Origin of the sequence: Kitasatospora sp. NPDC047058 (assembly GCF_040643935.1) — a bacterium.
Taxonomy (GTDB): Bacteria; Actinomycetota; Actinomycetes; order Streptomycetales; family Streptomycetaceae; genus Kitasatospora.
In genome coordinates, this window is sequence record NZ_JBEYVJ010000090.1 from 1 (window position 1) to 26718 (window position 26718).

Annotated in this window: 23 protein-coding genes and 2 tRNA genes; 12 read left to right on the top strand and 13 right to left on the bottom strand. The window is 74.1% G+C overall.

Annotated features, from left to right (window positions below):
* Positions 1-46: 46 nt before the first annotated feature.
* The 8 genes from ABZ885_RS16450 to ABZ885_RS16485 form a co-directional block, all read right to left on the bottom strand.
* A tRNA-Ala gene (locus ABZ885_RS16450) sits at positions 47-120 on the bottom strand.
* Between the two features lie 82 nt (positions 121-202).
* Complete coding sequence (gene glpR / locus ABZ885_RS16455) at positions 203-1345, bottom strand: gephyrin-like molybdotransferase receptor GlpR (RefSeq protein WP_360188239.1); 1143 nt, start codon at positions 1343-1345, stop codon at positions 203-205.
* 150 nt (positions 1346-1495) lie between these two features.
* Positions 1496-2122, bottom strand: coding sequence for a GNAT family protein (locus tag ABZ885_RS16460; RefSeq protein WP_360188277.1), 627 nt, complete (start codon positions 2120-2122; stop codon positions 1496-1498).
* Positions 2119-2622, bottom strand: a complete 504-nt coding sequence (locus ABZ885_RS16465; RefSeq protein ID WP_360188241.1) for a MogA/MoaB family molybdenum cofactor biosynthesis protein — start codon at positions 2620-2622, stop codon at positions 2119-2121. Before ABZ885_RS16465 ends, ABZ885_RS16460 begins: the two co-directional genes overlap by 4 nt.
* A 64-nt stretch (positions 2623-2686) precedes the next feature.
* Complete coding sequence (gene moaC / locus ABZ885_RS16470; RefSeq protein ID WP_360188243.1) at positions 2687-3187, bottom strand: cyclic pyranopterin monophosphate synthase MoaC; 501 nt, start codon at positions 3185-3187, stop codon at positions 2687-2689.
* A 127-nt stretch (positions 3188-3314) separates the two neighbouring features.
* Positions 3315-4673, bottom strand: coding sequence for a gephyrin-like molybdotransferase Glp (gene glp / locus ABZ885_RS16475; protein ID WP_360188244.1), 1359 nt, complete (start codon positions 4671-4673; stop codon positions 3315-3317).
* 26 nt (positions 4674-4699) lie between these two features.
* Positions 4700-5620, bottom strand: a complete 921-nt coding sequence (galU, locus tag ABZ885_RS16480) for a UTP--glucose-1-phosphate uridylyltransferase GalU (protein WP_360188245.1) — start codon at positions 5618-5620, stop codon at positions 4700-4702.
* A 52-nt stretch (positions 5621-5672) separates the two neighbouring features.
* Positions 5673-6539, bottom strand: coding sequence for a GGDEF domain-containing protein (locus ABZ885_RS16485; protein ID WP_360188247.1), 867 nt, complete (start codon positions 6537-6539; stop codon positions 5673-5675).
* Positions 6540-6602: 63 nt separating this feature from the next.
* Here ABZ885_RS16485 and ABZ885_RS16490 point away from each other — a divergent pair, with 63 nt between their 5' ends.
* On the top strand, positions 6603-7190 hold the full coding sequence (locus ABZ885_RS16490) for a 5-formyltetrahydrofolate cyclo-ligase (protein WP_360188249.1): 588 nt from the start codon (positions 6603-6605) through the stop codon (positions 7188-7190).
* Positions 7191-7259: 69 nt separating this feature from the next.
* On the opposite strand, the gene ABZ885_RS16495 is transcribed toward ABZ885_RS16490, so the two are convergent.
* Positions 7260-9983, bottom strand: coding sequence for a penicillin acylase family protein (locus ABZ885_RS16495; RefSeq protein ID WP_360188250.1), 2724 nt, complete (start codon positions 9981-9983; stop codon positions 7260-7262).
* Between the two features lie 330 nt (positions 9984-10313).
* Between ABZ885_RS16495 and ABZ885_RS16500 the strand changes: the two genes are divergently transcribed.
* From ABZ885_RS16500 to mscL, 5 genes are all read left to right on the top strand, one after another.
* The gene (locus ABZ885_RS16500; protein ID WP_360188252.1) at positions 10314-11804 is read left to right on the top strand and encodes a potassium/proton antiporter; all 1491 of its coding nucleotides are present in this window, start codon (positions 10314-10316) and stop codon (positions 11802-11804) included.
* 385 nt (positions 11805-12189) lie between these two features.
* The gene (locus ABZ885_RS16505; protein WP_360188279.1) at positions 12190-13455 is read left to right on the top strand and encodes an MFS transporter; all 1266 of its coding nucleotides are present in this window, start codon (positions 12190-12192) and stop codon (positions 13453-13455) included.
* A 192-nt stretch (positions 13456-13647) separates the two neighbouring features.
* Positions 13648-13959, top strand: a complete 312-nt coding sequence (locus ABZ885_RS16510; RefSeq protein ID WP_360188254.1) for an FmdB family zinc ribbon protein — start codon at positions 13648-13650, stop codon at positions 13957-13959.
* Between the two features lie 243 nt (positions 13960-14202).
* Positions 14203-14490 carry a hypothetical protein gene (locus ABZ885_RS16515; RefSeq protein ID WP_360188256.1) on the top strand — a complete coding sequence of 96 codons (288 nt, stop codon included), beginning with the start codon at positions 14203-14205 and terminating at the stop codon, positions 14488-14490.
* A gap of 29 nt (positions 14491-14519) precedes the next feature.
* On the top strand, positions 14520-14939 hold the full coding sequence (gene mscL, locus ABZ885_RS16520) for a large conductance mechanosensitive channel protein MscL (RefSeq protein WP_360188258.1): 420 nt from the start codon (positions 14520-14522) through the stop codon (positions 14937-14939).
* A gap of 33 nt (positions 14940-14972) precedes the next feature.
* Here mscL and ABZ885_RS16525 read toward each other — a convergent pair whose 3' ends face one another.
* Together ABZ885_RS16525 and ABZ885_RS16530 are read right to left on the bottom strand one after the other, a co-directional pair.
* Entirely contained in the window at positions 14973-15308 is a 336-nt protein-coding gene (locus ABZ885_RS16525) for a hypothetical protein (protein WP_360188259.1), read from the bottom strand.
* Positions 15309-15433: 125 nt separating this feature from the next.
* Positions 15434-16405 (bottom strand): sigma-70 family RNA polymerase sigma factor, encoded by a 972-nt coding sequence (locus tag ABZ885_RS16530; protein ID WP_360188261.1) that lies wholly within the window; start codon positions 16403-16405, stop codon positions 15434-15436.
* 404 nt (positions 16406-16809) lie between these two features.
* Between ABZ885_RS16530 and ABZ885_RS16535 the strand changes: the two genes are divergently transcribed.
* The gene (locus ABZ885_RS16535; protein WP_360188263.1) at positions 16810-17733 is read left to right on the top strand and encodes a phosphatase PAP2 family protein; all 924 of its coding nucleotides are present in this window, start codon (positions 16810-16812) and stop codon (positions 17731-17733) included.
* Between the two features lie 104 nt (positions 17734-17837).
* Here the strand turns inward: ABZ885_RS16535 and ABZ885_RS16540 are convergent.
* Positions 17838-17910 (bottom strand) — tRNA-Arg (locus tag ABZ885_RS16540).
* 185 nt (positions 17911-18095) lie between these two features.
* On the opposite strand from ABZ885_RS16540, the gene ABZ885_RS16545 reads away from it, so the two are divergent.
* From ABZ885_RS16545 to ABZ885_RS16555, 3 genes are all read left to right on the top strand, one after another.
* A complete protein-coding gene (locus ABZ885_RS16545; protein ID WP_360188265.1) occupies positions 18096-19088 on the top strand; it encodes an aldo/keto reductase in 993 nt (330 codons plus the stop codon).
* Between the two features lie 122 nt (positions 19089-19210).
* Positions 19211-20755, top strand: a complete 1545-nt coding sequence (locus ABZ885_RS16550; RefSeq protein WP_360188267.1) for a glycosyltransferase family 39 protein — start codon at positions 19211-19213, stop codon at positions 20753-20755.
* A 357-nt stretch (positions 20756-21112) separates the two neighbouring features.
* A complete protein-coding gene (locus ABZ885_RS16555; RefSeq protein ID WP_360188269.1) occupies positions 21113-22003 on the top strand; it encodes a YhjD/YihY/BrkB family envelope integrity protein in 891 nt (296 codons plus the stop codon).
* Between the two features lie 105 nt (positions 22004-22108).
* Here ABZ885_RS16555 and ABZ885_RS16560 read toward each other — a convergent pair whose 3' ends face one another.
* Entirely contained in the window at positions 22109-24601 is a 2493-nt protein-coding gene (locus tag ABZ885_RS16560; protein WP_360188271.1) for a D-alanyl-D-alanine carboxypeptidase, read from the bottom strand.
* 297 nt (positions 24602-24898) lie between these two features.
* Here ABZ885_RS16560 and ABZ885_RS16565 point away from each other — a divergent pair, with 297 nt between their 5' ends.
* Positions 24899-25645: a GPP34 family phosphoprotein gene (locus ABZ885_RS16565; RefSeq protein ID WP_360188273.1), complete on the top strand. Its 747-nt coding sequence runs from the start codon at positions 24899-24901 to the stop codon at positions 25643-25645.
* A 561-nt stretch (positions 25646-26206) separates the two neighbouring features.
* On the top strand, positions 26207-26718 hold a 512-nt coding region (locus ABZ885_RS16570), incomplete at its 3' end, for a Scr1 family TA system antitoxin-like transcriptional regulator (protein WP_360188275.1).

Consider the following 26718-nt stretch of genomic DNA (forward strand, 5'->3'; position numbering starts at 1 on the left):
CCGTTCGCGTCGGTGGCCCCGCGGAGCACGAGGACTTCCTGTTGGGTGGAGCTGAGGGGATTCGAACCCCTGACCCCCTCGATGCGAACGAGGTGCGCTACCGGACTGCGCCACAGCCCCAACGAGAAGAAACTCTAGCACCTTTCGGAGGGGGGTTGTGACCACCCCCCGGGATGCGGTGCTGGTCGGGGGGTGGCCCGGGTCATTCGTTGGCCGCGCGCGGGCGGGCCTCGGGGGCGGACGGCTCGGCGTACTGGTCGAAGAGCGGCGTGGTGCGCGCCTCGGCGGGACGGCCCGCGGTCCACGTGCCGGGGGCCGACAGGTCGAGGCCGCGGGTGACCCGGGGGGCCACCGGCGCGGTGACGTAGGTCGGCAGCGGCACGGGCACGGGCTCCCAGGAGTCCGGGCCGGCCGCACCGCGCTCGCGCATGCCGTCGACCCACTCCTCGTGCTCGGTCGCCTCGGCCACCGCGGAGGCCGAGGCGGCGCCGGCCGGACCGGGGTCGGCCGCCGGGGCCGGGTCGGCGGCGAGCCGCAGGTGCGGCCGGCCGGGAACGGGCTCCTCGGGGGCGTCCGGCGCCGGCTGCTCGGCCCGGCGGGCCTCGGTGCGCCGCTGCTCGCGGTCGCGCAGCCGCTCGGCGGCCTGGGCGGCCCGGGCCCGGTCAAGCTTCACCTCGTACCGCTGACGCTCCAGCTTGCGCAGGTGGCCGATGTAGAGGGTGAGGAGGGCCGCCGGCACCGCCGGGACCCACAGGAAGGCCAGACCGGCCACCGCCGCGACGACCGCCCCCAGCGCGAACGCCAGGAAGAGCGCGCTGACCATCCGGCGCCGCCGGGCCAGCAGCAGCGCCCGGCGCTCGACCCCGGCCCGGCGCCCGGCGGAGCCGTCCGCCGGGTGCTCGGCCGGGCGGTCCGCCCGGTGGCCGGGTTCCCGCTCGACCGCGGGACCGCCCTCGGCGGCCTCCCCGTCCCCGGGCTCCTCGGATTCCCCGGGCTCCACGGATTCCCCGGCTTCCCCGGCGTCCGGGGACCCCCCGGCATCGCCGGCATCCCCGGTGCCGTCGTCGAGGCGCTCCCCGAGGACGACCGCGGGGTCGCCTGAGGCGGCCTCGTCCCGTCCGGGAGGGCCGTCGCTGTCCTGCTCGTCGTCACGCGGTTCGTCGCCCAGGGCCCGGGATGCCCGCCGCTCCAGCGCCGAACGCCCGGCCAGCAGGCGGATGGCGGTGCTGAAGCGTTCCGTCGGACGCGCCTCGTTGAGCTCGTCCTGCCTGCGGAGCCACATCGGCACGAGATAGGCGGCCCAGGCCCCTACGATGACGGCGTAGATAAGGCCGCTACTGCTCACGTTTCACACCGTACGGGCGACGGGGAAGGCCTGGCAGCAATTTGGCACGGCGTGTCGTGTGATCAAGCTGATTCTCCGACTATTTTGCCGGCATTTGTGCCCGTCCGTCGCCGCGCCGATGCCATATCGATATTTCGTTCGAACATGTATTCAATTACCCCGGCCGCGCCCGGAACTGAGCGCCCGCCACCGCTCCAGCATCCCCTCCGGGACCTCCTCGGCGGTGAGCGCGTACACCAGGTGGTCCCGCCAGTCGCCGTCGATGTGCAGATAGCGCGGCCGCATTCCCTCCGAACGGAACCCGAGCTTTTCCACCACCCGCCGGCTCGGCCCGTTCTCCGGGCGGATGCACACCTCGATCCGGTGCAGCCCGAGCGTCCGGAAACAGTGGTCCACCGAAAGCGCCACCGCGGTCGGCATGATGCCGCGGCCGGCCACCGCCTCGTCGACCCAGTACCCGACGTTCGCCGAGCACATCGACCCCCAGGTGATCCCGCCGACGGTCAGCTGGCCGGCCAACTGGCCCTTGTAGAGCACGACGAAGGGCAGCATCCGCCCGGCCGAGGCCTCGCCGCGCAGGAAGCGGACCATCTGCCGGTAGGTCGGGCGCTGGCCCATGCCCTGGCCGGCCGGGCCGGGCGGCACGGTGGCCTCCCAGCGGCGCAGCCAGTCCCGGTTGCGCTGGCTGACCTCCTGCCAGTCGCGCTGGTCACGGCCCCGGATCGGGCGCAGCGTGACGTCCCCCTCGTGGAGTTCTACCGGCCAGCCGGCGTTCAGTGCGTTCTCCCGGGGTCAGCCGCGTCGGGCCGGGGGTGGTCCCCGCCGCCGAGCTGGTCGACGGCATGGGCGAGCAGCGGCTCCAGGACGGCCAGGCCGTCCTTGACGCCTCCGGTCGATCCCGGCAGGTTGACGATCAGGGTACGTCCGGCCAGCCCGGCCAGCCCCCGGGAGAGCGCGGAGGTCGGGACCTTCTCGCGGCCGTACGCCCTGACGGCCTCGGCGATGCCCGGGATCTGCCGGTCGATGACCCGCGCGGTCATCTCGGGGGTGAGGTCCATCGGGGAGATGCCGGTGCCGCCGGTGGTGAGCACCACGTCGTAACCCGCCGCGACGGCCTCCCGCAGGGCCGCCTCGACCGGTTCGCCGTCGGGGACGACCCGGGGGCCGTCGGCGGTGAAGCCCATCGCCCGCAGGCCGGCGACCAGCAGCGGGCCGCCCCTGTCCTCGTAGACGCCGGCCGAGGCGCGGTTGGACACGGTGACGGCCAGCGCCCTCATGCGCCCACCTCGCTGCGCTCGGCAGGCGCTTCGCGCAACCCGCACCTTCCGATGATGAGCCCGCTCACTGCGCGGCCTCCGGCGCGAACCAGTCGCCGCTCTTGCCGCCGGTCTTGCTGAGCACCCGGACGGCCTCGATGGTGGCGCCCTTGTCGACCGCCTTGACCATGTCGATCACGGTGAGCCCGGCCACCGCGACGGCGGTGAGCGCCTCCATCTCGACGCCGGTGCGGTCGGCGGTCTTCACGGTCGCGGTGATCTCGACGGCGTCGTCGGCGACCGCGAGGTCGACCTTGACCCCGGAGACCGCGATCGGGTGGCAGAGCGGGATCAGGTCCGGCGTCTTCTTGGCGCCCATGATCCCGGCGATCCGGGCGACGGCGAGGGCGTCGCCCTTGGGCACACCCTCGCCGCGCAGCAGCTCGACCACCCGCGGCGAGACCCGGACCCGGCCGGCCGCGACGGCGGTGCGCGCGGTGGTGGCCTTCTCGGAGACGTCGACCATCCGGGCCGCGCCCTGGTCGTCGACGTGGGTGAGGCGGTCGCCGGGTGGTGAGGTGGTCACGGGGTGCTCCAGGGGCGCGCAGGTCGAATACCGCGCTACCGTACCCCCCGTCCCGGCCGTGGCGTGGGACGGGCCGCGTCCGCGAGACGGCCCGCCGCACGAGCGGGCCGGCGGCTGTGCCGGCCGGTCAGCCGCCGAGCAGGACGACGTCCACCTCGCTGCCGGCGGGCAGCTCGGTGACGTCCTCGGGGACGGTGATCAGGCAGTCCGCCCGGGCCAGCGCGCCGACCAGGTGGGACCCGGCGCCGCCGACCGGCTCGACGACGCCGGCCGCCGCGTCGTAGCGGCCGCGCAGGAACTGCCGCCGTCCGGCGGGCGAGTGCAGCGCCGCCGGGCAGAGCGCCCGGACCACCGGGCGGTGGACGTCGGGGGCGCCGAGCATGGTGCGGATCACCGGGCGGACGAACAGCTCGAAGGAGATGTAGGCGCTGACCGGGTTGCCCGGCAGGGCCAGCAGCGGCACGCCGGCGCCGCCGGGCCCGGCCACCCCGGCGCCGATCCGGCCGAAGCCCTGCGGCTTGCCGGGCTGCATCCGCAGCCGGCGGAAGTCCACCCCGCCGTAGGACTCGAAGACCTCCTTGACCACGTCGTACGCGCCGACGCTGACACCGCCGCTGGTGACGATCAGGTCGGCCCGGCCGAGCTGGTCCTCCAGGACGGCGCGCAGCCGCGCCGCGTCGTCGGGCACGCCGCCGACCCGGTAGGCGATGGCGCCGGCGTCCCGGGCCGCGGCGGTGAGGGTGAAGCTGTTGGAGTCGGCGATCTGGCCGGGGCCGACCGGCTCGCCGGGCTGGACCAGCTCGCTGCCGGTGGAGAGGACCACCACCCGCGGGCGCGGGCGGACCTTGACGGTGGCGCGGCCGATCGCGGCGAGCAGGCCGAGCTGGGCGGGTCCGAGCCGGGTGCCGGCCTCCAGGACCCGCGAGCCGGCCGCGACGTCGCTGCCGCGGCGGCGGATGTGGGCGCCCTCGGAGACCGGGCGCAGGACCCGGACCTCCTCGTCCTCGACGGGGGCGGCCATCGCGTCGGCGGCCTGTCCGCTGCCGCTGCCGCCGTCGGTCCACTCGACCGGGGCGACGGCCCGGGCGCCGGGCGGGACGGGCGCGCCGGTCATGATCCGGGCCGCCTGGCCGGGACCGACCTTCGGCAGGTCGCCGGCGCCGGCCGCGATGTCACCGACCACGGACAGCACCGAGGGGTACTCGGCGGTGGCGCCCGCGGTGTCGGCGGTGCGAAGGGCGTAGCCGTCCATCGAGCTGTTGTCGAAGGGCGGCAGGTCGCCGTCGGCGAGCACGTCCTCGTCCAGCGCGCAGCCCTGGGCGTCCAGCAGCCGGAGCTCGATCGCGGGCAGCGGGCCGACGGCGGCCAGGACGTCGGCGAGGTGCTCGTCGACGCTCCAGAAGCGCGGGCGGGCGGCCGGTGCCGGGTCCGCGGATCCCCCGCAGCAGGCGGCGGGGGTGGTGCTGCTCTCCGTGGACCCGGTCATCGGCGCTCTCGCTCTCGGTCGGTGTGTCAGTCCTGCAGCTCGGAGGCGACGAACTCCCGGAGCCAGGAGCGGAACTCCGGGCCCAGGTCCTCGCGCTCGGAGGCCAGTCGGACGATAGCGCGCAGGTAGTCCGCGCGGTCACCGGTGTCGTACCGGCGGCCCTTGAAGAGGACGCCGTGCACCTGGCCGCCGGACTCGACGTCGCGGGTGGTCAGCTCGCGCAGGGCGTCGGTGAGCTGGATCTCGCCGCCGCGGCCGGGCGGGGTCTCGCGCAGCACGTCGAAGACCGAGGGGTCGAGGACGTAGCGGCCGATGACGGCGTAGTTCGACGGGGCGTCGCCGGTGTCGGGCTTCTCGACCAGGTCGGTGACCTGGAAGACGTCCTCGCCGAAGCCGTTGGCCTTGACGGCCGCGCAGCCGTACAGGTGGATCTGGGAGGGGTCGACCTCCATCAGCGCGACGACCGAGCCGCCGAGCTCCTGCTGGACCTCGATCATGCGGGAGAGCAGCGGGTCGCGCGGGTCGATCAGGTCGTCACCGAGCAGGACGGCGAAGGGCTGGCCGGCGACGTGCTGCTCGGCGACCGAGACGGCGTGGCCGAGGCCCTTCGGGTCGCCCTGGCGGACGTAGTGCATGTTGGCCAGCTCGACGGACTCGCGGACCCGGCGGAGGCGGTCCTGGTCGCCCTTGCGGGCGAGCAGCTCCTCCAGCTCGTAGGCACGGTCGAAGTGGTCCTCGAGGGCGCGCTTGTTACGGCCGGTGACCATCAGTATGTCGGACAGCCCGGCGGCGGCCGCCTCTTCGACGACGTACTGGATCGCCGGCTTGTCGACGACGGGCAGCATCTCCTTCGGAGTGGCCTTGGTGGCCGGAAGGAAGCGCGTGCCCAGTCCGGCCGCGGGTACCACGGCCTTGGTTACCGGAATTCGGGAGCTGGTCGTCGTCATGCGTTTTACCTTACTAAGGCATGTTTTCGCCTGGCCGAGCGCGGTTGAGCGGCTATGACAGCACGTCTCGGGGCCCGGCCACGATGGCAGGCAGAGGTGAAGTGACGGGTGAGGTGAGGGGGGCCTCTCCGGCACAGGCCGACAGACTACCCGCCTTTTCCGAACGGTCACGCTCGGCTTCGGGACCGGTGTCCGACGCCGGGGAGGCCGTTCCCCGCCAGCAGTCGCCCCCGGCCCCGCGGGCCCGGCCGAGGGCCCCGTCGGCGGCCCGGAGCAGCACGGCGGCGTGCGTGCCGTCCTCCGGCAGCACCGCGACGCCGACGGCGGCGGTCAGCCCGTTGCCGTGCGGGCGGCGGCCCTCGCGCGGGCCGGAGGACCAGTCCAGCAGCAGGTGGCGGCGGACCGACCAGACCAGCCGCTCGGCGACCTGCGCGGCGCCCTCGGCCCCGGTGTCCGGCAGCACGGCCATGAAGTCCTCGCCGCTGTACCGGCCGAAGGTGTCGGAGCGGCGGATCTCCATCCCGAGCCGCTGGGCGAGGTCGCGCAGCACGGCGCTGGCCCGGGCCCGGCCGTGCTCGGCGACCACCGCCTCGAAGCCGGCGATCTCCAGCAGCAGCACGGCCAGCGGGCGCCCGTCCTGGTGCTCGGCCTGCTCGGCCCGGCGGGCGCGCTCGATCTCCCGGTCCAGGGTGAGCTGCAGGTGCCGGTAGTTCCAGACGCCGGTGAGCGGGTCGCAGGAGGCCGTGCGTTCCAGCTCGGCGCAGCGGGCCTCCAGTCCGGCGACCTGCTCGCGCAGCCGGCCCTCGCGGGCGGCGGCGCTCCGGTCGGCGCGGCGCAGTCGCACCCCCAGCGCGGTGGCGCCGGCCAGTGCGGGGACGCTCAGCCCGGCCAGGGCCTGGACCAACAGCGGAGTGGACATCGGGCCGCCTTCCGCGTGTCAGGCTCTGAGCGTCACCGGCACAGAGCTGTGGAGGATCGAGCCGTGGAGCATCCCGTGCACAACGAGAAGAGCGCGCTGAGGACACGGCTGCTGTCGGAACGGCGGGCACTGCCGCCGCAGGCCCGGGAGGAGGCCGCGCTGGCGCTGGCGGGGCACGCCGGGGAGCTGGCCGCGCCGGGGGCCACGGTGGCCGCGTACGTGTCGGTCGGTGCCGAGCCGGGGACCAGGCCGCTGCTGGACGCGCTGCTGGCGCGCGGGGTGCGGGTGCTGCTGCCGGTGCTGCTGCCCGACAACGATCTGGACTGGGCCGGGTACGCGGGCCCGGCGGCGCTGGCCCCGGCCGGGCGCGGGCTGCTGGAGCCGGCCGGCGAGCGGCTCGGGCCGGAGGCGGTGACCGGGGCGGACCTGGTGCTGCTGCCGGGGCTGGCGGTGGACCGGCGGGGCCTGCGGCTTGGCCGGGGCGGCGGCTCGTACGACCGGGTGCTGGCCCGGCTGGGGCGGGCGGGCGTGCGCCCCCTGCTGGCCGTGCTGCTGTACGAGCACGAGCTGCTGGCGAGCGTGCCGGCCGAGCCGCACGACCTGCCGGTGGACGTGGCGCTCACCCCGTCGGGGCTGCACCGGCTGGGATAGTCCGGCCCCGGACGGCGGCGGCCCGCCCCCGGTGACGGGGGCGGGCCGCGGGCTCGGCCGGACGGCGGGTCAGCCGGGGGTGAGCACCAGCTTGTGCTTGGCCGACTTCTCGACCGCGTCCGGCGAGAAGGCCCAGGTCAGCAGGTCCCCCTTGAGCCACAGGTCGGTCTGGTCGTTGTAGTTGGCGTGGAAGGCGTGGCCGGAGGCGCCGCCGACGTTGACCCAGCGCGAGGCGTCGAGGTCGCTCAGGTCGACCACCATCCGCATGGACGGGATCCAGTCGACCTCGTAGCCGGCCGCCGCGTTCCAGCCCGCCGCGTCAACCGCCGCCGAGCCGCCGGAGAGGCGGTACGGACCGCGGTTGAGCAGCCGGTGGACGGCGCCGGAGGCGATCGAGGAGTCGTCGGTGCCCATGGTCTGCTCGCGCAGGGTCAGCTTGTGCAGCCGGCCCCAGCTCCAGGTGGAGACGTCCTTGCCGAGCAGCGCGGTGAGGTCCTGGCGGGCGTTCTTCATGGCCTCGGCGAGCAGGTTGTCGAGGCCCTTCTGCTCCTTGTGGTCCGAGTCGATGTACGTCCACCAGCTGCTGTCGGGCTTCTGCAGCTGCTGGCGCACCACCTCGGTCCAGCGGTCGCCGCCGTCCGGCTGGGCCTTGCCCGGGTCCCGGGTGCCGCACTCGGTGACGATCTGGGTGCTGCTGTCCGGCTTGGTCGGGTCGGTCTGCCGGCGGACCAGCAGGCAGTTGTCCTTGGCCCGCAGGTCGGCCGGGAACTTCTGGCCGAACGAGAGGCTGAGCAGCTGGCGCCAGACGCCGTTGTAGTAGGCGGCGGCGGCCGAGTCGGCGTCCTGGTGGTAGTTGTTCCAGTCCTTCAGGAGGTCCTGCGCCTCGCGCACGTAGGGGTCGTCGATCTGGACCTTGAGCAGCAGCGGCACCAGCGTCTTGGCGAGGATGCTGGTGTTGTCGAGCTGCATCTCCTTCATGTCGTCCGGCGAGATCCGGCCGTTGTTCTTGAGCTTGAGCTCGATCTGGTCGGTGATCTCCTTGGCCCGGGTGCCGTACTCCCAGTCCCTGGTCAGCAGGTACTTGTACGACGGGTCGACCACGGCCTGGTTGGCGGTGACGATGTAGCCGCTCGGCGGGTTGAGGCTCCACGGCAGGGCGGTGAAGGGGACGGCGTCCTTCTTCCACTGGTAGGCGGAGTCCCAGCCGGGGGCCGGGTAGGTGCCGTCGCCCTTGCCGCGCTGCGGGATGACGCCGGGGGCCTGGTAGCCGATGTTCTTCGCGTCGGCGTAGATCAGGTTCTGCGCCGGGACGGCGAAGTCCTTGGCGGCGTTCCGGAAGTCCTCCCAGCCCTTCGCCCGGTCCAGCTCGAAGACGGCGTCCATGGTCTTGCCGGGGCTGAGCGCCGTCCACTGCAGGGCGACGCCGTAGCCGCCGGTGCCGCGGTCGGGGGCGGAGGTGCCGTTGGGCGCGTACTTGCCGACGTTCTGCTGCTCGGTGCTCTGGTCGGAGATCAGCGGGGCGCCGGTCTGGGTGGTCCGGACGGTGATGGTGCGGTCCTCGCCGCCGGCCACCTTGATGGTCTCCTTGCGGAGCTCGAACTTCACGTCCTTGCCGTCGACCTGGTAGGTCTCCGGGCCGGTCACCTTCTCCAGGAAGAGGTCGGTGACGTCGGCGCCGAGGTTGGTGAAGCCCCAGGCGACGTCCTTGTTGTGGCCGATCACCACGCCCGGCATGCCGGCGAAGGTGAAGCCCGAGACGTCGTACTGGCAGGCGGCGGAGGTGGTGCGGCAGTGCAGGCCCATCTGGTACCAGACCGAGGGCAGGCCGGGGCCGAGGTGCGGGTCGTTGGCCAGCAGCGGCTTGCCGGTGGTGGTGTGCGTGCCGGCCACCACCCAGGAGTTGGAACCGATGCCCTGGCCCTGGCGCCCGAGCAGCTGCGGCATCGCGTCGATCCGGTCGGTGACGTCCTTGAGCATCGCCTTGGTGGCGGCCGCGCCCTGGGTGGTGGTGCCGGGGGCGCCCGCGGCGGGCTGGCCGGAGCCGTCGGCCTGGCGGTAGGTGTCGCCGCTCACGGTGCCGGTCTTCACGATCGTGCCGTTGGCCGCGTACGGGTACTCCGGGTACAGCTCGGCGATCTTCTCCGGGCTGAAGTCCTGGGCGAGCAGCGAGCGGTCGATCTCCTCCTGGAGGTTCCCGGAGAGGTTCCAGGCCATCGCCTTCAGCCAGGCCACCGAGTCGACGGGCGTCCACTGCTCGGGCTTGTAGTCGCCGTTGACGACGCCGAGCAGCGCGTACTCCAGCGAGGCGCGCTCACCGCCGGGGTGCTCGCCGAGCCAGGCGTTGACGCCGTCCGCGTAGGCCTGGAGGTACTTCTTGGTCTCCGGCGCGAGCTGGGTGTCGAACTCCTTCTGCGCGACCTGGCGCCAGCCCATGGTGCGGATGAAGGAGTCGGTCTCGACCTGGCTGTCGCCGAACATCTCGGAGAGCCGGCCGGCGGTGATGTGCCGGCGGACGTCCATCTCCCAGAAGCGGTCCTGGGCCTGGACGTAGCCCTGGGCCCGGAACAGGTCCTCGGGGGTGTCGGCGTAGAGCTGCGGGATGCCGTTGGCGTCCCGCTTGACGTCGACCGGCGCGCTCAGGCCCGCCACCTTGACGCTGCCGTCGACCTCCGGGAAGGACGCGCGGACCGCGGTGACCCCGCGGTAGCCGCCGTAGCCGACGCCGGCCACCAGCAGCACGACCAGCACGATCACGATCAGACGGGCGCGCCGGAACTTCTTCGAGCGGGGCATCTGGGTCCTTGCGGTCCTCGACTGGGGGGCGGGCGGGCATGTCCAGGGCACTCGGCCGTGACAGGGCACCACATTAGGCCGACTCGGCTCGCGGGCGTGCACGGGGGACGCTCACGGTGGGATCGGAGGAGGTCAGGGAAGCACTGGAGAAGCAGAGGTGGGGGGCCGTGTGACGGAGGAAACTAAAGATATGGCAAAATGTTAGACTGAGTAACGATCCGCAAGGGGAGCAATCGGCGTGCCCTGCCGTCCGCCTCCCTTCCGGTCGACTCCCGGCCTCACCGCCGCCAGACACCCCGCCCGCCCCCAGCCTGCCCGAGGTGCCCCTGCGTGAATGTCGACCACCTGAACCAGCTGCTCCTCGAGTTCTCCGTGATCCTGCTGGTCGCGGTGGTCGCCGTGCGGATCTCGACCCGGTCGGGGCTGCCCAGCCTGCTGATCTACCTCGGCATCGGTGTGGCGCTCGGCCAGAACGGCATCGGCGTCACCTTCAACAACGCCGAGCTGACCCAGGTGCTCGGCTACGCGGCCCTGGTGGTGATCCTGGCCGAGGGCGGCCTCAAGACCAGCTGGCGCGAGGTCAGACCGGCGATGCCGGCCGCCACCGTGCTCGCCACCCTCGGCGTCGGGATCAGCGTCTTCGTCACCGCGGCCGGCGCGCACTGGCTGGTCGGGCTGGACTGGCGCACCTCGCTGCTGCTCGGCGCGATCGTCTCCTCGACCGACGCCGCGGCCGTCTTCTCCGTCCTGCGGATGGTGCCGCTGCCGCACCGGCTGACCGGCCTACTGGAGGCCGAGTCCGGCTTCAACGACGCGCCCGTGGTCATCCTGGTCGTCGCCTTCGCCACCGCCGGCGAGCTGGACTCCTGGTACGTCCTGGTCGGCACGATCGCCGCCGAGCTGGCGATCGGCGCCGCGGTCGGTTTCGCGGTCGGCAAGCTGGGCGCGTTCGGGATCAAGCACGTCGCCCTGCCGTCCTCCGGCCTCTACCCGATCGCCGTCATGGCGCTCACCGTGCTCGCCTACGCGGGCGGCGCACTGCTGCACGGCTCCGGCTTCCTCGCCGTCTACATCAGTGCCGTCATCCTCGGCAACGCCAAGCTGCCGCACGGCCCCGCCGTCCGCGGCTTCGCCGACGGCCTGGCCTGGATCGGGCAGATCGGGATGTTCGTCCTGCTCGGTCTGCTCTGCACCCCCGAGACGATGGGCTCCTCCGTGGTGCCCGCGCTGGTGATCGGCGCCGTCCTGGTGTTCGTGGCCCGGCCGCTCTCGGTGGTGCTGACCCTGACGCCGTTCAAGCTGCCCGGCCGCGAGCAGGCCCTGCTGAGCTGGGCCGGGCTGCGCGGGGCGGTGCCCATCGTGCTCGCCACCATCCCGATGGTGTCCGGCGCGCCGATGGCCCAGGACGTCTTCAACATCGTCTTCATCCTGGTCGTCGTCTTCACCCTGCTCCAGGGCCCGACTCTGCCGCTGGTCGCCCGCTGGCTGCGGATCGGCGAGGGGTCGATGGGCCAGGACCTCGGCATCGAGTCCGCCCCGCTGGAGAAGCTGCACGGACACCTGCTGTCGGTGGCGCTGTCGCCGACGTCGAGGATGTCGGGCGTGGAGATCGGCGAGCTGCGGCTGCCGGCCGGCGCGGCGGTCACCCTGGTGGTCCGCGAGGGGAGCAGCTTCGTGCCCGACAAGGCGACGGTACTGCGCGGCGGCGACGAGCTGCTGGTGGTCACCACGGACGAGGTGAGCGAGGCCGCGGAACGCCGGCTGCGGGCCGTGGACAAGGGCGGCAAGCTCGCCGGCTGGCTGCACGGGCGGGGCACCTGAGGGCGGCAGGGCCGACAGCCCGAAGGCTTCGCGCGGCGTTCACCTTGACTTGGCAGGACAGGTTTGGACTGGTCCTGTATTGTCGAGGTCGGCGCGACATCTACGCGCGTAACGTATAATGGTTGCTACACCCCCAGCATCTGCCTGACGCAGAGTTGGCGCGACCGCTCGGCGGCCGCGGCCCGGCCTCGGCACCCAAGCCGACCCGGCCCGGTATCTACCCCGGTCGACGCGCGAGAGGACGACTCTCGGCGCCGTCGGGGCCACCCCATGCCCCTTCCGCGCTACCAGGCAGCAGGAAGGACCGACCGTGACGGCCCGCCGAACGGTCGAGAACGACGGCGTCCCCGCGGACGCCACCACGGACACCGCACCGCCCGCCCGCATCGGGTACGGCGCGCTGCTGCGCACCCCGGGCGCCTGGACGTTCCTGGCCCCCGCGTTCGCCGCGCGGCTGCCCTACGCGATGCTGAGTCTGGGCATCGTGCTGCTGGTCCTCGACACCCACGGCTCGTACGGCACGGCCGGCACCGTCGCGGCCGTCTCGGCCGTGGCCCAGGCCCTGGTCGGCCCGCAGACGGGCCGGCTGGCCGACCGGTACGGGCAGGCCGCCGTCCTGGTGCCCACCGTGGCCGTGCACGCGGTCTCGGTCGGCGCGCTGATCGCGCTGGCGCTGGGGCACGCCCCGGTCTGGGCCCTGCTGCTGGCCGCCGCGCCGGCCGGCGCCAGCGTGCCGCAGATCGGCGCGATGGTGCGCGCCCGCTGGGTCGCCAAGCTCTCCGCCGAGGGCGCACCGCCCGCCAAGCTGAACACCGCGTTCGCCTTCGAGTCGGTGACCGACGAGTTCACCTTCGTGATCGGCCCGGTGCTGGCCGGTGCCATCGCCACCTCGGTCAACCCCGCCACCGGGCTGGTCGCCGAGGCCGCGCTGACCGTCGTCGGCGGTCTGGCCTTCGCCACCCAGCGCCGCACCTCCCCGGCCCGGCACCCGCGGCAGCCGGGCGCCGCCCGGGTCTCCGCGCTCTCCTCGCCGGGCGTCCGGCTGCTGGCCGGCGCCTTCCTCGGCGTCGGCAGCGTCTTCGGCGCGATGCAGGTCTCGGTGACCGCCTTCACCGAGTCGGTCGGCCAGCCGGGCGCCAACGGCACGGTGTACGGGATCTTCGCCGGCGGCTCGATGCTGGCCGGCGTGCTGTACGGCATGGTCGCCTGGCGCCGGGCCGCCCGGCAGCGGATGCTGGCCAGCTACGCGCTGCTGGTGCTGGGCTGCTCGACGCTCTGGGCGATGCCCGACCTGGTCGCACTCTCCGTCGCCGGCCTGGTCTGCGGCCTGGCCATCGCGCCCACGCTGATCACCGGGTACACCCTGGTCGAGACGCTGGTCGCGGACGGTGCCAAGACCGAGGCCTTCACCTGGCTGACCGGCGCCATCGGCCTCGGCCTGGCGGCCGGGTCCACCGTGGCCGGGCGGCTGATCGACGGCCACGGGCCGTCGGCCGGGTTCCTGGTGCCGGTGGCAGGGGCCGGGCTGGGCCTGGTCGCGCTGGTCGCGCTGCGGCACCTGCTGGTCGCGCCGACCGCGGTGAGCAGCGTGGTCGCGGGCACCGGCGAGCGGGCCGTGGCACGGCAGCTGGTGGGGGCGGCGAAGGGCTGAGCACGGGTCGCGGGGGCTGCTGTGGGGCTGCTGCGGGGCGGTTGCCGGGCGGCGGCGAGGCGGTCGGGGGGCGGCCGGCGGGCGGCCGTCCCCGGCTCATCTCACATTCGAGTCGCTGGACTGATCCAGCGGAATGCCGCATCATTGACCATCGTTAGCACTCATCAGGCGAGAGTGCCAGGAGGAAGACAAGTGCCCACGTACCAGTACCAGTGCACCGAGTGCGGCAACGGCCTGGAGGCGGTGCAGAAGTTCACCGACGAGGCGCTGACCACGTGCCCCGACTGCCAGGGACGGCTCCGCAAGGTCTTCTCGGCCGTGGGTGTGGTCTTCAAGGGTTCCGGCTTCTACCGGACCGACAGCCGCTCGTCCTCCAGCAGCTCGGTGGGCGCGGGTTCGTCCTCGTCGTCCTCGACCTCGTCGGCTTCCTCGGCCCCGTCCTCGGGCGGCTCCGCTCCGGCGGCGAGCCCGGCTCCGGCGGCCGCGGCGAAGCCGGCCGGCTGACCCCAGGTTTTTCGCAAGGCCCGTTGGCCCCGCTTCCGGCGGGGCCGGCGGGCCTTGCGCCGTTCCCGGGTCAACCCGGTGCCCCGGATTCCTTCCTGCGGGTGACGGAGGTTTTCCACAGGGCCGGGTTGTCCACAGGCTGGGGGAAAGGCGTTCCCCCGCGAACGCCGACCGCCCAGAGTGTGCGTCACGAGAAGCCGGCCCGCCGCGGGCCGGCGCCCTGCGACCACCGGTGGTGCCCCCATGACGACGACCGCGGGCCTCCCCCGCCCGTTCCCCCTGCCGCTGCCCGCACCGGCCGTCCCGCCGCGGCGCGAGGTGCCGCCGTTCCCGCCGATCCGACGCGGGGGCGGGCGCGGCCACCGGCTCCGGCAGGCCCTCCGGCACCGGCCCGGCGTGCCGGCCGTGCTGCTGCTCGCGGTGGCCGCCGCGCTGGCTTTCGGGCCCGCGCGGGCGGGGCTGCCGCCGCCCGCGACCGCACCGGTCCACCGAACGGGTTGTCCGTCGGAGTCCGGCGAAGATCACCCGTGACCGTTCGGCGGCCTCGTCGTTCACGCGGCATGAAGGGCTTCAAGGAATTCCTGCTGCGCGGGAACGTCGTCGATCTCGCCGTCGCCGTGGTCATCGGTGCGGCGTTCACCAACATCGTCAACGCCTTCGTCAAGGGCGTGATCAACCCGCTCGTCGGTGCGTTCGGGCCCAAGGACCTGGACTCCTACACGTCCTGCATCAAGGGCCCGTGCGAAATGAGCGCGAGCGGCGAGGTCACGTCCGGCATCCTGATCCTCTGGGGATCGGTGCTGAGCGCGGCGCTGCAGTTCCTGATCACCGCGGCCGTCGTCTACTTCTGCGTGGTGCTGCCGATGATCAGGTTCACCGCCAAGCGGAAGACCCTCGCCGAGGAGCAGGCGGAGGCCGAGGCCAAGGAGGTCGTCCTGCTCACCGAGATCCGCGACGCGCTGGTCACGCAGCAGCGCTGAGCACCCCCGCGGCGGGCCGGGCGCCCGCCGCGCTCAGCCGCCGTGGTGCGGCGGGCGCTGGCTCAGGTACCAGTCCAGCCCCCGCCCGCCGCCACCGCCGCCGCCCGGGCGCTCGCCCCAGCCGGTGTCGGTGTCGTCCCGGGACTGCTGGTCCAGCGGGTCGCGGAAGACCAGCCGGGCCGCGGTCCTGGCGGCCGCAGGCGCTGCGGGGGCACCGGGCGCCGGGGCACCCGCCTCCGGCCCGGCCGCGGTCTCGTCGGCGGTCACGTCCGCGGTCACGTCGGCGGTCACGGTCTCGTCCGCGGTCACGTCGGCCCGCCCGGGGTTCTGCCCGGTCACCGGGCCGTCTCCGTCTCGCACATCGTCCACTCCTCCAGCCTAGGGCCGTCTTCACACTCCGCGGCCGCCGGGCGACCCGCTCCCGCACACACGCCGGCCCCGGGCGCGGAGTGGTCCGCGCCCGGGGCCCGGGGCAGTGGTCGGCGGCAGCAGCGTCAGGCGGCCTCGAAGCCCGCATGGTCGGCGATCTTCTTCAGCTCGGCCAGCGCGTGCTTCTCGATCTGGCGGATCCGCTCGCGGGTGAGCCCGTGCTGCTTGCCGACCTCGGTCAGGGTGCGCTCGCGGCCGTCCTCCATCCCGTACCGCGACCGGATGATCGACGCCGTGCGGTCGTCCAGGCGCCCGATCAGGTCGTCCAGCTCCTCGCGGCGGAGCATGACCATCACGGCGTCCTCGGGGGACGTCGCCCCGGTGTCCTCGACGAGGTCGCCGAACTGGGTCTCGCCCTCGTCGTCGACGGACATGTTGAGGCTGACCGGGTCGCGCGCCCAGTCGAGCACGTCCTTGATCCGGGCCTCGGTGGTGTCCAGCTCGGCCGCGATCTCGGCCGGCTCGGCCTCGCGGCCCAGTTCCTTGGACTTCTCGCGCTGCACCCGCCGGATCCGGCCGAGCTCCTCGACCAGGTGGACGGGCAGCCGGATGGTCCGCGACTGGTCGGCGATGGACCGGGTGATCGCCTGCCGGATCCACCACGTCGCGTAGGTGGAGAACTTGAAGCCCTTCGCGTAGTCGAACTTCTCGACCGCCCGGACCAGGCCTGCGTTGCCCTCCTGGATGAGGTCGAGGAGCGGCAGGCCGCTGCGCGGGTAGCGCCGGGCGACCGCGACCACGAGACGGAGGTTGGACCGGATGAAGACGTCCTTGGCGCGTTCCGCGTCCTCGGCTATCGCCTCGAGCTCCTCGCGCTTGACGCCCTCGGGCAGCTCTCCTTCGTCCATCAGGTGCTGGGCGTACACGCCGGCCTCGATCCGCAGCGAGAGCTCGACCTCCTCGGCGGCATCGAGCAGGGGCGTCCTGGCGATCTCGTCGAGGTACATACCGACCAGGTCACGGTCGGCCTCAAGGTTGGTCGGGCGGGCCGCGCGAGTCCGGTCGGCCCTGTCGCGAACGACGGCACGGGTGGCCATGCTTGCTCCCTTTGCTGGTGTTGCCGAGGTCTGCCTGCCTGCCCTGAGAGGGCAAGAAGTGCGGGCCCCGCGGGGCTCACACGTAACGATCCAACGAACAGATTCCGGACAACATTCCCAAGTCGCTCAGATTCTTCCAGCGATGCAGTATCCTGCCGGTTTTCACCCCGGTCATGGACGGAGGGTGACCGCGCCGATGCACCGGGTGCCAGGTGGACGACCGGTTCGGACCGGGCGCCGGTTCTTCGCAGACCCCGCACTTCGTGAAACCCCCGGACCGCCGCCGACGTTCCCGGGGCGCGCCGCGCCCACACTCCGGCGCGCGCAGGTCCTCCCCACAAAAGATGCCAAATCGCTATCGGCCCGGCGCCCGATCCGCACACCACACTGGGAAGGTGTCAGCCATGCACCTGACCAACCGCACGGCGCGCATCACCCCGCGTAGTCGCCATCTGCTCCGGCACACGGCGCTCGCGATCGCCTGCGCCGCGCTGTTCGCCGCCCTGGCGGCCCTGGTGCAGACCGGCTGGCACCCGCTCGACCGGCTCGACCACGCCTGGACCGACGGCCTGCACCGCTACGCGCGCGACCACACCGCGTGGACCGCCGCGATGCAGACGCTCTCCGACATCGGCGGCACGGTCACCATGCGGACGCTGCTCGGCATCGCCGCGCTCTGGCTCTGGCTGATCGGGGCGCGGGTGCTGGCCTGCTGGGTGGCGGCGCAGACGCTGGCCGGCTGGGGCGCGCAGTGGGCGTTCAAGCTCGCCTTCGACCGGGAGCGCCCGGCCTTCGCCGACCCGGTCTCGCACGCCGGGGGCCCGGCCTTCCCCTCCGGGCACGCGATGGCCTCCGCCATCACCTGCGCCGTCCTGGTCGGGCTGTTCTGGTCGCGGACCGGGCGCGGCGGGCGGATCGCCGCCTGCTCCGTCGCCGCACTGGCCGTGCTGGCCGTCGGCTGGACCAGGATCGCCCTCGGGGTGCACTGGCCGAGCGACGTGCTGGGCGGCTGGCTCGCCGCCGGGATCGTGCTGGGCACGGTCACCGTCGCCGTCGAGCTCTGGCGGCCCGGCGCCCTCGCCCGGGACGTCCGGCGGGTCAACTGGCGGACCAGACCCCGGGTCCAGCGCGTCCTGGTCTCCCCGACCGGCGCCACTCCGAGCGGGGTCACCTCGACCGGGGTCACCCCGGCCGGGCCGGACCGCCACGACCCGGCCCCCGGGAGCACCGCCGACCGGCCCGACGCACGGTCCGCCGAGGCGCACCACCGCCGCCCGGCGGACGCCCCCGCCTCCGCCCGACGGACGCCGCCGCCCGGCAGCCCGTGACACATCGTCAGGACCGCCGCCGGGCCGCGCCCGCACCCCGCCCGTAACGGCGGAAGCCCCGGACCACGTGTGGTCCGGGGCTTCCCCTCGGGTCGTTCCCGCTGTGCCCCAGGCAGGATTCGAACCTGCGACACCGGCTTTAGGAGAGCCGTGCTCTATCCCCTGAGCTACTGAGGCGCACTCGGTGGACAGCGTACCGGATCGGGGGTCGCGCGGGTGCTGGGGTTTCCGGGGTGCGGGGGGTGGCCGAGGAGTGCGGGGTGTCGGCGGGCGAGGCGGGCCGTTTTGCGGGCCGGGCTTGCCAGAATGCGTGGGCCGGGCCCGGCCGGGCCGGCGGTGGTGAGATCCGGAGGACGGTCGGCATGGAGGAGCGGACGGCGGGCAGGCTCGGGCGGGGCCTGTCGGTGATCGGGCTGGGGACGTGGCAGCTCGGGGCGGACTGGGGGCAGGTGGCCGATGACGACGCCCTGGCCGTGCTGGCCGCCGCGGTGGACTCCGGGGTGACCTTCCTGGACACCGCCGACGTCTACGGCGACGGGCGCAGCGAGCGGCTGATCGGGGCGTTCCTGCGCGGCCTCGGGCCGGCCCGGCCGGGCGGGATCGTCGTCGCGACCAAGATGGGCCGCCGCGGGCCGCAGGACCCCGCGGAGTTCACGCTGGACAACTTCCGCCGCTGGAACGACCGTTCGCGGGAGAACCTGGGCGTCGAGACGCTCGACCTGGTCCAGCTGCACTGCCCGCCGACCGCGGTGTACCGCACTCCCGCGGTCTACGAGGCGCTCGACACGCTGGTGGCCGAGAAGCGGACCGCCGCGTACGGCGTCAGCGTGGAGACGTGTGCGGAGGCGCTGGAGGCGATCGCCCGGCCGCACGTGGCCGGTGTGCAGATCATCATCAACCCGTTCCGGCAGAAGCCGCTCACCGAGGTGCTGGGCGCCGCGCACGAGGCGGGCGTGGCCGTCATCGCGCGGGTCCCGCTCGCGTCCGGCCTGCTGTCCGGGAAGTACCGGCACGACACCGTCTTCGCGCCCGAGGACCACCGCGCCTACAACCGCGACGGCTCCTCGTTCGACGTCGGCGAGACCTTCTCCGGAGTGGACTACGACACCGGCGTGGAGGCGGCCGCCGAGTTCGCCGCGCTGGCCCCGGAGGGTGCCACCCCGGCCCAGACGGCGCTGCGCTGGATCATCCAGCAGCCCGGGGTGACCACCGTGATCCCCGGCGCCCGCAACGCCGGTCAGGCCCGCGCCAACTCCGCCGCCGCCGCACTGCCCGCCCTGCCCGGGCCCACCCTGGACGCCGTCCGCGAGCTCTACGACCGGCGGATCCGGGCCCGGGTCCACCACCGCTGGTGACGGCCCGCCAGGCGCGGCCCGCACCGGGCCGCCTCGGGGGACGACTGCCGACAAGGCGTCAGGGCGCGTCCAGTAGCCTGCCAGGGACCGCACCCTCCCGCACGACCGCGAAGGCCCGCCCGATGAGACCAGCTGCCACCCCGCACCCGGCTCTCCGCCTGCTGGGGCAGGTGTGGCTGTGGCCCGCGCTGGCCATGCTCGCCGTCGGCGGGTACCGGCTCGGCACACCGGAGCTCTGGCGCGACGAGGTGGCGACGTGGACCGTGGCCACCCGGTCGTCCGGGGACCTGCTGCGGCTGCTCCAGCACGTCGACGCCAGCAACGGCGCGTACTACCTGCTGATGCACGGCTGGACGACGGTGTGCGGCGACTCCACCATCGCCCTGCGGCTCCCCTCGGTGCTGGCCATGGCCGGCGCGGCGGCGTTCGTGGCGCTCACCGCGCAGCGGCTGTTCGGCGGCCGGGTGGCGGCGATGAGCGGCGGGCTGCTGTTCGCCGTGGTGCCGCTGGTCTCCCGCTACGCCCAGGAGGCCCGCTCGTACGCCCTGGTGACCTGCGCGGTCGCCGCGGCGACCTGGTTCCTGCTGCGCGCCCTCGAACGGCCCGGGCTGCGGCGCTGGGCGCCGTACTGCGCGGCGATGGCGGTGGCCGGTGCGGGCCACCTGATCTCCTTCAGCACCCTCGCCGGGCAGGCCGGGCTGGTGCTGCTGCACCTCTGGCGGGTCCGGGGCGCGGGCGGGGTGCGGCGGCTGCTCTGGCAGTACCCGCTCGCGGTGGCCGTGGCGTCCCTCCCGGTGGTGCCGGTGCTGGTGCTGGGCAGCCGGCAGTCCGGGCGCCAGCTGGGCTGGATCGGCAAGCCGACCTTCACCCAGCTGCGGCTCTTCGGCGAGCCGCTGTTCGGCTCGGCCGGGGTGTTCCACGTCTTCGTCCTGCTCGCCCTGCTGGTGCTGGTGCTGCCCGGGCGGCGGCTGCCCGCGGGCCAGCTGCTGCTGCTCGCGGTGACGCCGGTGGTGGCGGTCTGGCTGGTGTCGCGCGGCAGCACCTCGTACTTCGTCGACCGGTACCTGCTGTTCACCGTCCCGGCCTGGGCGGCGCTGGCCGGCGGCGGGGTGCGCGCGGTGTACACCACGATCGCGGCGGCGGCGCGGCGCAGCCGGACCCCGCGGCAGGTCCGGACGGCCGGGGTGGTGCTGGCGCTGGGGCTGCTGGCGGTGCCCGCGCTGGTGGCGCTGCCCACGCAGTCCTCGGTCCGCTACCCGGGCTCGCACTCCTACTCCCGCGAGCCGTACCGGGCGGCCGCCGAGCTGATCGCGGCCGGCTACCGGCCCGGGGACGGCATCGCGACGCCGCTCGGCAACCAGAGCTGGGCGATGGTCGGGACCGGGATCTCCTACTACCTGCCGCCGGACGTGCAGCCGTACCCGGTGTTCGTCCAGCGCAGCGCCGTACAGGCGGAGGACCTCTTCCCCGCGGCCTGCCCGCGGCCGGAGGAGTGCGTGGGGCAGGGGCAGCGGATATGGCTCCTGGTACTCGGGGACACCACCGAGCCGCTCGCCGCCATGCCCGGTGACCAGGCCCAGGCCCTCCGCTCGCGCTACGGCGCCCCCGGCCGTGTCACCCCCCTCGGCGGCGTCACCCTCGCCCTCCTGGACCGCACCGCCCACTGACCGCACCGCCCGCTGACCGGACTGCCGCGGCCCGGACTGCCGCGGCCCGCCGGTTCCGCCCGCCGTCGCCCCCGGATGCGGGGGCTCGGAGGGCGGGTGACCATGGAGCACGGCGACCAGGGCGGCTCCGCCCGCCCGTCCGCGGCCGCGTCGCGCCTCCTGGCCTGCCGTCGACGGCCCCGCACCCCGGGCGGAGGGCGGGTGCCGGGGACGGGCGGTGCGAGGCGGAGGAGGGAGTCCAGTGCGGAGCATCGGCGACCGGCGGCCTCGCGGCGGGGCAGGCGCCCCGGCGGTGCTGCCGGGCGTGCGGGGCTCCGGCAGACGGGGCTCCGGCGGGCGGAACCGGCGGACGGGTCCGTGAGCGGGCAACGGGCCGGCCGGGTGGCCCGGTGGAAGGCGCGGACGGCCGAGCTGGTCGCGTTCGCACGCGGGCTGCCCGAACAGGTGCCGGTGCTCCGGCGGGCACTCCAGCACCTCCTTCGGGTGAATCTGCTGGACTGCGCCACCCGCCTGGCCGCCCAGGCCTTCCTGAGCGCCCTGCCCGCGCTGTTCGTGCTGGCGGTCTTCGCCCCGGCCTCGGTCCGCAACGGCGTGGTGCACACCCTCCGCAGGGAGCTGGGCATCGAGGGTTCGGCGGCGCAGTCGGTGCAGCAGCTGCTGCAGACCGGTCACGACCAGGAGACCAGCTTCGGGGCGGCCGGCGCGCTGGTCACGCTGCTGTCGGCGACGGCGCTCAGCCGGGCGGTGCAGCGGGTCTGCGAGCGCTGCTGGGAGCTGCCCAAGTCGGGGACCAGGATCGCGGCCTGGCGCTGGCTGGTCTGGCTGCTGGTCTGGCTGGTCTGCCTGGTGTTCCAGAGCTCCGTCCGGGACGGCTTCGGCGCGGGCGCCTGGCTGGGGCTCCCGCTGACCTTCGTGCTCGGGACGGTCATGTGGTGGTGGACGCAGCACCTGCTGCTGGCCGCCCGGGTGCGCTGGCTGCCGTTGCTGCCGGGCTCGCTGCTCTGCGGGGTGGCGGTGGTCGGCCTGGGGATCGCGGCGCGGGTCTACCTGCCGAAGGCGATGTCGCACAGCGTGGGCCAGTTCGGGCCCTACGGGGTGATCTTCACCGGTCTCTCCTGGCTGATCGTGACCTTCGCCGCGTTGACGCTGTCGATCGCCCTGGGCCGGGTGCTGGCCGAGGAGGAGCCGGTCGCCGAGTGGCTGGGCACCCGCACCGAGCCGGGGCGGTGGGGCGGGCGCCGGCTCTGACCGGCCCGCCGGTCCCGCCCGGCCCGGAAACGCCGACGGAGCGGGAGGTCGGACCGGCCGACTTCCCGCTCCGTCAGCTGCGCACGGCGGCCTGCGGGGCCGCCGTCAGAGCAGCCGGGTGAGGCGGGACAGGATGGACGGGGGCGCGAGGTCGCTCTGCAGGAGCACCGGGACCTCGGCCCGGTTCTCCCCCGAGCCCACGCTCAGCACGCCGACCTGGGTGCCGGCCTTCGCGGTGTGGCCGAGCTTCGACGGGTCCAGGGTGAGGGTGCCGGACACGCCGGGGAAGCCGGCCGCGACGAGCTCCTTGCCGGCGACGACCGGGACGCTGCCGCCGAGGCCGTCGTCGACCTTGCCGACCACGTCGCCCTGCTTGGCCAGGGTCTGCCCGGTCAGCCCGTTCTGGGCCGCCTGGATCTGCTTGCCGCTGACCTTCAGCACCGTCGGCAGGATCCCGTCGGCGGGCGCGGAGGAGGTGGCCGGCTGGCCCAGGGTGACGCCGAGGATCAGCCGCTTCACACCGCCGATCTCCTTGTACGCGGCCCACATCAGGCAGCCGCCGGCCGGGGTGCTGGAGCCGGTCTTGACACCGATGACCCCGGTCTTCGCGTTGATCAGGGTGTTGGTGTTGAAGATCTTCTGGTTGCCGAGGGTGGTGTCCGGGGTGGACACGATCTGCCGGAAGATCTCGTCCTGCATCGCCTGCTCCGCCAGCTTCAGCTGGTCCTTGGCGGTGCTCTTGGTCGCCTCGTTGAAGCCGGCCGGGTCGGTGTAGGTGGTGTTGGCCATCCCGAGCTTGGCGGCGGTGTCGTTCATCTTCTTGACGAACACGTCCTCCGAGCCGGAGTCCCAGCGCGCCAGCAGCCGCGCCACGTTGTTGGCCGAGGGCAGCATCAGCAGTTCCAGCGCCTGGTACTGGCTGAGCTGCTGGCCCTCGGTCAGCGTGACCCGGGACTCGTCGGTGTTCCCGGACTCCTGCGCGGCCTGCTTGTCGACGGTGATCTTCGGGCCGCTCTCCCCCTTCTTCAGCGGGTGCGCCTGGAGGATCAGGTAGGCGTTCATGACCTTGGTGACGCTGGCGATCGAGGCCGGCGTGTCCTGGCCGGAGCTGCCGAGGCTGCCGACGCCGACCACCTCGGCGGCCGACTGGCCCTTGGCCGGCCAGGCCAGGTCGAGCGCGTCGCCGCCGAAGTTGAAGCTGCCCGCGACGGTCTGCCTGACCTTGGCGTCCGGCAGCGGGCGGAGCAGCTGGGCCACCACCAGCACGCCGAACACGAGGGCGAGGAAGACGGTCCAGATGGTGATCCGCTTGAGCGCGCGGCGCAGCGGTGACACCGGGCGGGCGTTGAGCGCCGCCAGCACCTCCATCGCCTCGGCGGTCGTCGCCGGGCCGGGCATCGGCTCGGTGCTGCGCAGCCGGTCGGGTCCGGGCAGCGGCTCGGTGACGGCCGCGTCCGGGCGGGACAGCGGCCCGGGGGCGGGCAGCGGCCCCGGCGCCGGCAGCGGCGGGACGGGCGGGACCGGCTGCGGGTCCGGGGTGGGCAGCGGCTCGGGGGCCGGCCCGGGCTCCGGCTTCGGCGCGGGCGCCGGCTTCGGCAGCGGCTCCGGCGCGGGCGTCGGCTCCGGTTCGGGGACGGGCGCGGGCTCGGGGTGCGGCTCGGGCACCGGCTCGGGGACGGGGGACGGTTCGGGCAGCGGGCGCGGCGCGGGGGGCTCGGGGACGGTGCCCACGCCGGGGGTCTTCTCGGCGGCACCCTTCGCGGCGGCGGCGCTCGCGGCGGCGTCCGTCCCGGCGGTGCTCTTGCCGGCGGCGGGGAGCGCGGCTGCGGCGGCGGCCGTCGCCGCGGCGGCGGTCCTCAGGGAGAGGGTCTTCCCGGAGAGGGGCTTCTCCAGCTTCTCGGCCTTCGCCGTCACCGGCTTCTCCGCGCCGTTCTCCGCCTCCTTCCCCTCCTTCTCCGCGGGCTTCGCGGACTTCGCGGACTTCGCGGCGGCGTTCCCGTCCGACGTCGCGGCGGCCTTCCCGTCCGCCGTCGCCTTCGGCTTCGCGCCCGGTTCCGCGGCCCGCTCCTCCGCCGGCTCGGACGGCTCGGACGGCTCGGCCGCCGGCGTCCGGAGGGCGAGACGGGGGTCGGCGCCGGCGGGGCGGCCGGCTGCCCGGGCGGCCGCCCCGTCCTTCGCCGACGCACCGTCGGCGGAGCCGTCCGACCCGTCGTCAGCTGTGGACTCGTCGTCCTCGGCAGCCGGAGTGGTGAGTTCCGGCGGCAGTCGAAGGGCGGTGGTCGCGTTGTCGACGGGCAGCCGGAGCATCGTGGTCCTGGTGTCCACATCCCGGACCCGGAGCTGCACGGTGGAGCCGGCCCGGGCCGTTCCGGACGGCGCCCCGGCCGACCCGCCGTCCGGGGCGGATCCGGCGTCAGCGGCACCGGCATCGGCGGCGTCAGCGGCCCCGCCGGCCGCGTCGTCCCCGCCGGCCGCGTCGTCCGCGCCGGCCGCCGTCTCCGGCCTGCCGTCGGCATCGTCCGGTCGCTTACGCTCCCCGCCCCGCTCCTCCCGCGCCCGCTCGCCGTCCCGCAGCACCCTGTCGGGGGACTCGCCCACGTAACCCAGCCTCCTCAACGCCCGGCGGGGCACCGGCAGACCCGATTTCGGGAAGCCGACGCCCCGCCCCGTGTACCTGTACAGTCTCCGCCACCGCGGCCGTTCCGGCCGCCCCCACCCCGCCCGACCGGCGCTTATTGCCGCCGCACGGCCGCACCGCGAGCTGTTCACCGCTCAGACGCCGGGCCCCGCGCCGCCGGTTCCCCGCCTCGTACGCAAGGTCACGATTCGGAGGCGTACTCGACAAGCCCGTGTGAGAGGCGTCACGCTGTTTCCCATCCACGCGGGGAGGCTTGGATGGGCAAGAGCCGCAGAACTGTTCCCGAGGAACTCTTGCTGCTCGCCTTGGACCCGACCACGGGTACCACGGCGCAGCCGCAGACCCTCGACCTAGGACTCGCCGGGGCGCAGCTCGTCGAGCTGTCCCTGGCCGGACGGATCGTCCCGGAGGGCGACCGGATCGCCGTGGTGCTGCCACGGCCGACCGGCGACCCGACGCTTGACCACGCACTGGAGCTGCTGCGCCGACGCGGCAGCCCGGTCCGTGCCGCGCACTGGATCGGCGGGCCCCGGCTGGGGCTGCGGCAGACCTACCTGGCGCACCTGGAGCGGTGCGGCATGGTCACGGCCGTGCCGGGCCAGGTGTGCGGGGTGCTGCCGACGACGCGTTACCAGGCGTCCGACGACTGCACCAACGCCGCGATCAAGCAGCGGCTGGACACCGCGATCCGCACCGGCGTGCCGCCGGACCCGCGGACGGCCGCGCTCGCCGCCCTGGCCCACTCGGTGGGTCTGGGCAAGCACCTGTACCCCGGCAATGAGGGCCGGTCCTCACGGTCGCGGCTGCGCGACCTGATCCGGTACGACCCGCTGGGCGGGATGGTCGCGCACGCCGTGATGGACGTGCAGAACGGCCTGCCGTCCCAGCAGAACCGTTCATCCTCGGGCGGTGCGCAGGCCGGTGCGGGCCGCCCGGGCCATCGTGCGGCGGGCCGCAGTACGGCCGGCGGCCAGGTCGTGGCGCCCCGCGTGGGCGTCCGCTGATGCGGCCCGACTAAGGACGCCGGGTGCCGGGCACCGGGCAGCGCACGCAGCACACCGCACGAAGGACCACCGCTCCACCGCACCATCGGCCAGCACCGCCGGCCAGCACCGGACCCGCGCACGGCCCGGCGCTCGCCGTACCGCTCACGCCGCCACCCGGCGGTGAGCGACCAGCAGCACGGAGGGGCGGTCGCCCGCGACGGAAGTCGCCGGGCGGCCGCCCCTCCGCCGTCCCCGAAGGCGGGCCGGACCCGCTCGACGGAGCCGGACCGGGACCGCCTCCGCACGTGCCACCAGCACATGTGCGGGCGTCGGTGACGCCCGCACCGCCGTCCCAGTACCACCGGATCCAGCCGCATCGCCGCCTTACCACTCAGGGGTGCCCGCCGTCTCACCGAAGCGCTTTTCCGATGATCCGTTCTATTGCGCTCCTGTGATTCCCCGGCGCCGATCTGATCCAAGGTGTCATGCTGCTCAAAGTCAGGGGGGTTGGTCCCAATTTCCACAGTGTTCCGAGGACTGCCGTTCCAACGATCACCAGAGGTCCGGCCGGAGGTCGACGTGTCCGCGAACATCAATCCCACCGTGCGCCGCAGGCGCCTGGGCTCCGAGCTGCGAAAACTCCGCGAGGGCCTGGCCATGACGGCGGAGGAGGTGGCCGGCCGGCTGATGGTCTCCCAGTCGAAGATCAGCCGGCTGGAGAACGGCCGCCGCAGCATCAGCCAGCGGGACGTCCGCGACCTCTGCGACGTCTACAACGTGACCGACGAGGCGATGCGGGCCAGCCTGATGGAGATGGCCCGGGAGTCCCGCCAGCGCGGCTGGTGGCACGACTTCAACGACATGCCGACCCCCTACAGCGTCTACATCGGCCTGGAGGCCGAGGCCTCCTCGATCCGGGCCTACGAGTCCTCGTTCGTCCCCGGCCTGCTGCAGACCGAGCAGTACGCCCAGGCCGTGGTCGAGGGCACCCAGCCGGCCGAAACGGTTCAGGCTACCGGGGGATGGGTCGTCCACCCCGGGATCGAGCGCCGCGCAGCCCGCGTGGAGCGACTTTCCCGGAGGTTGGTGCC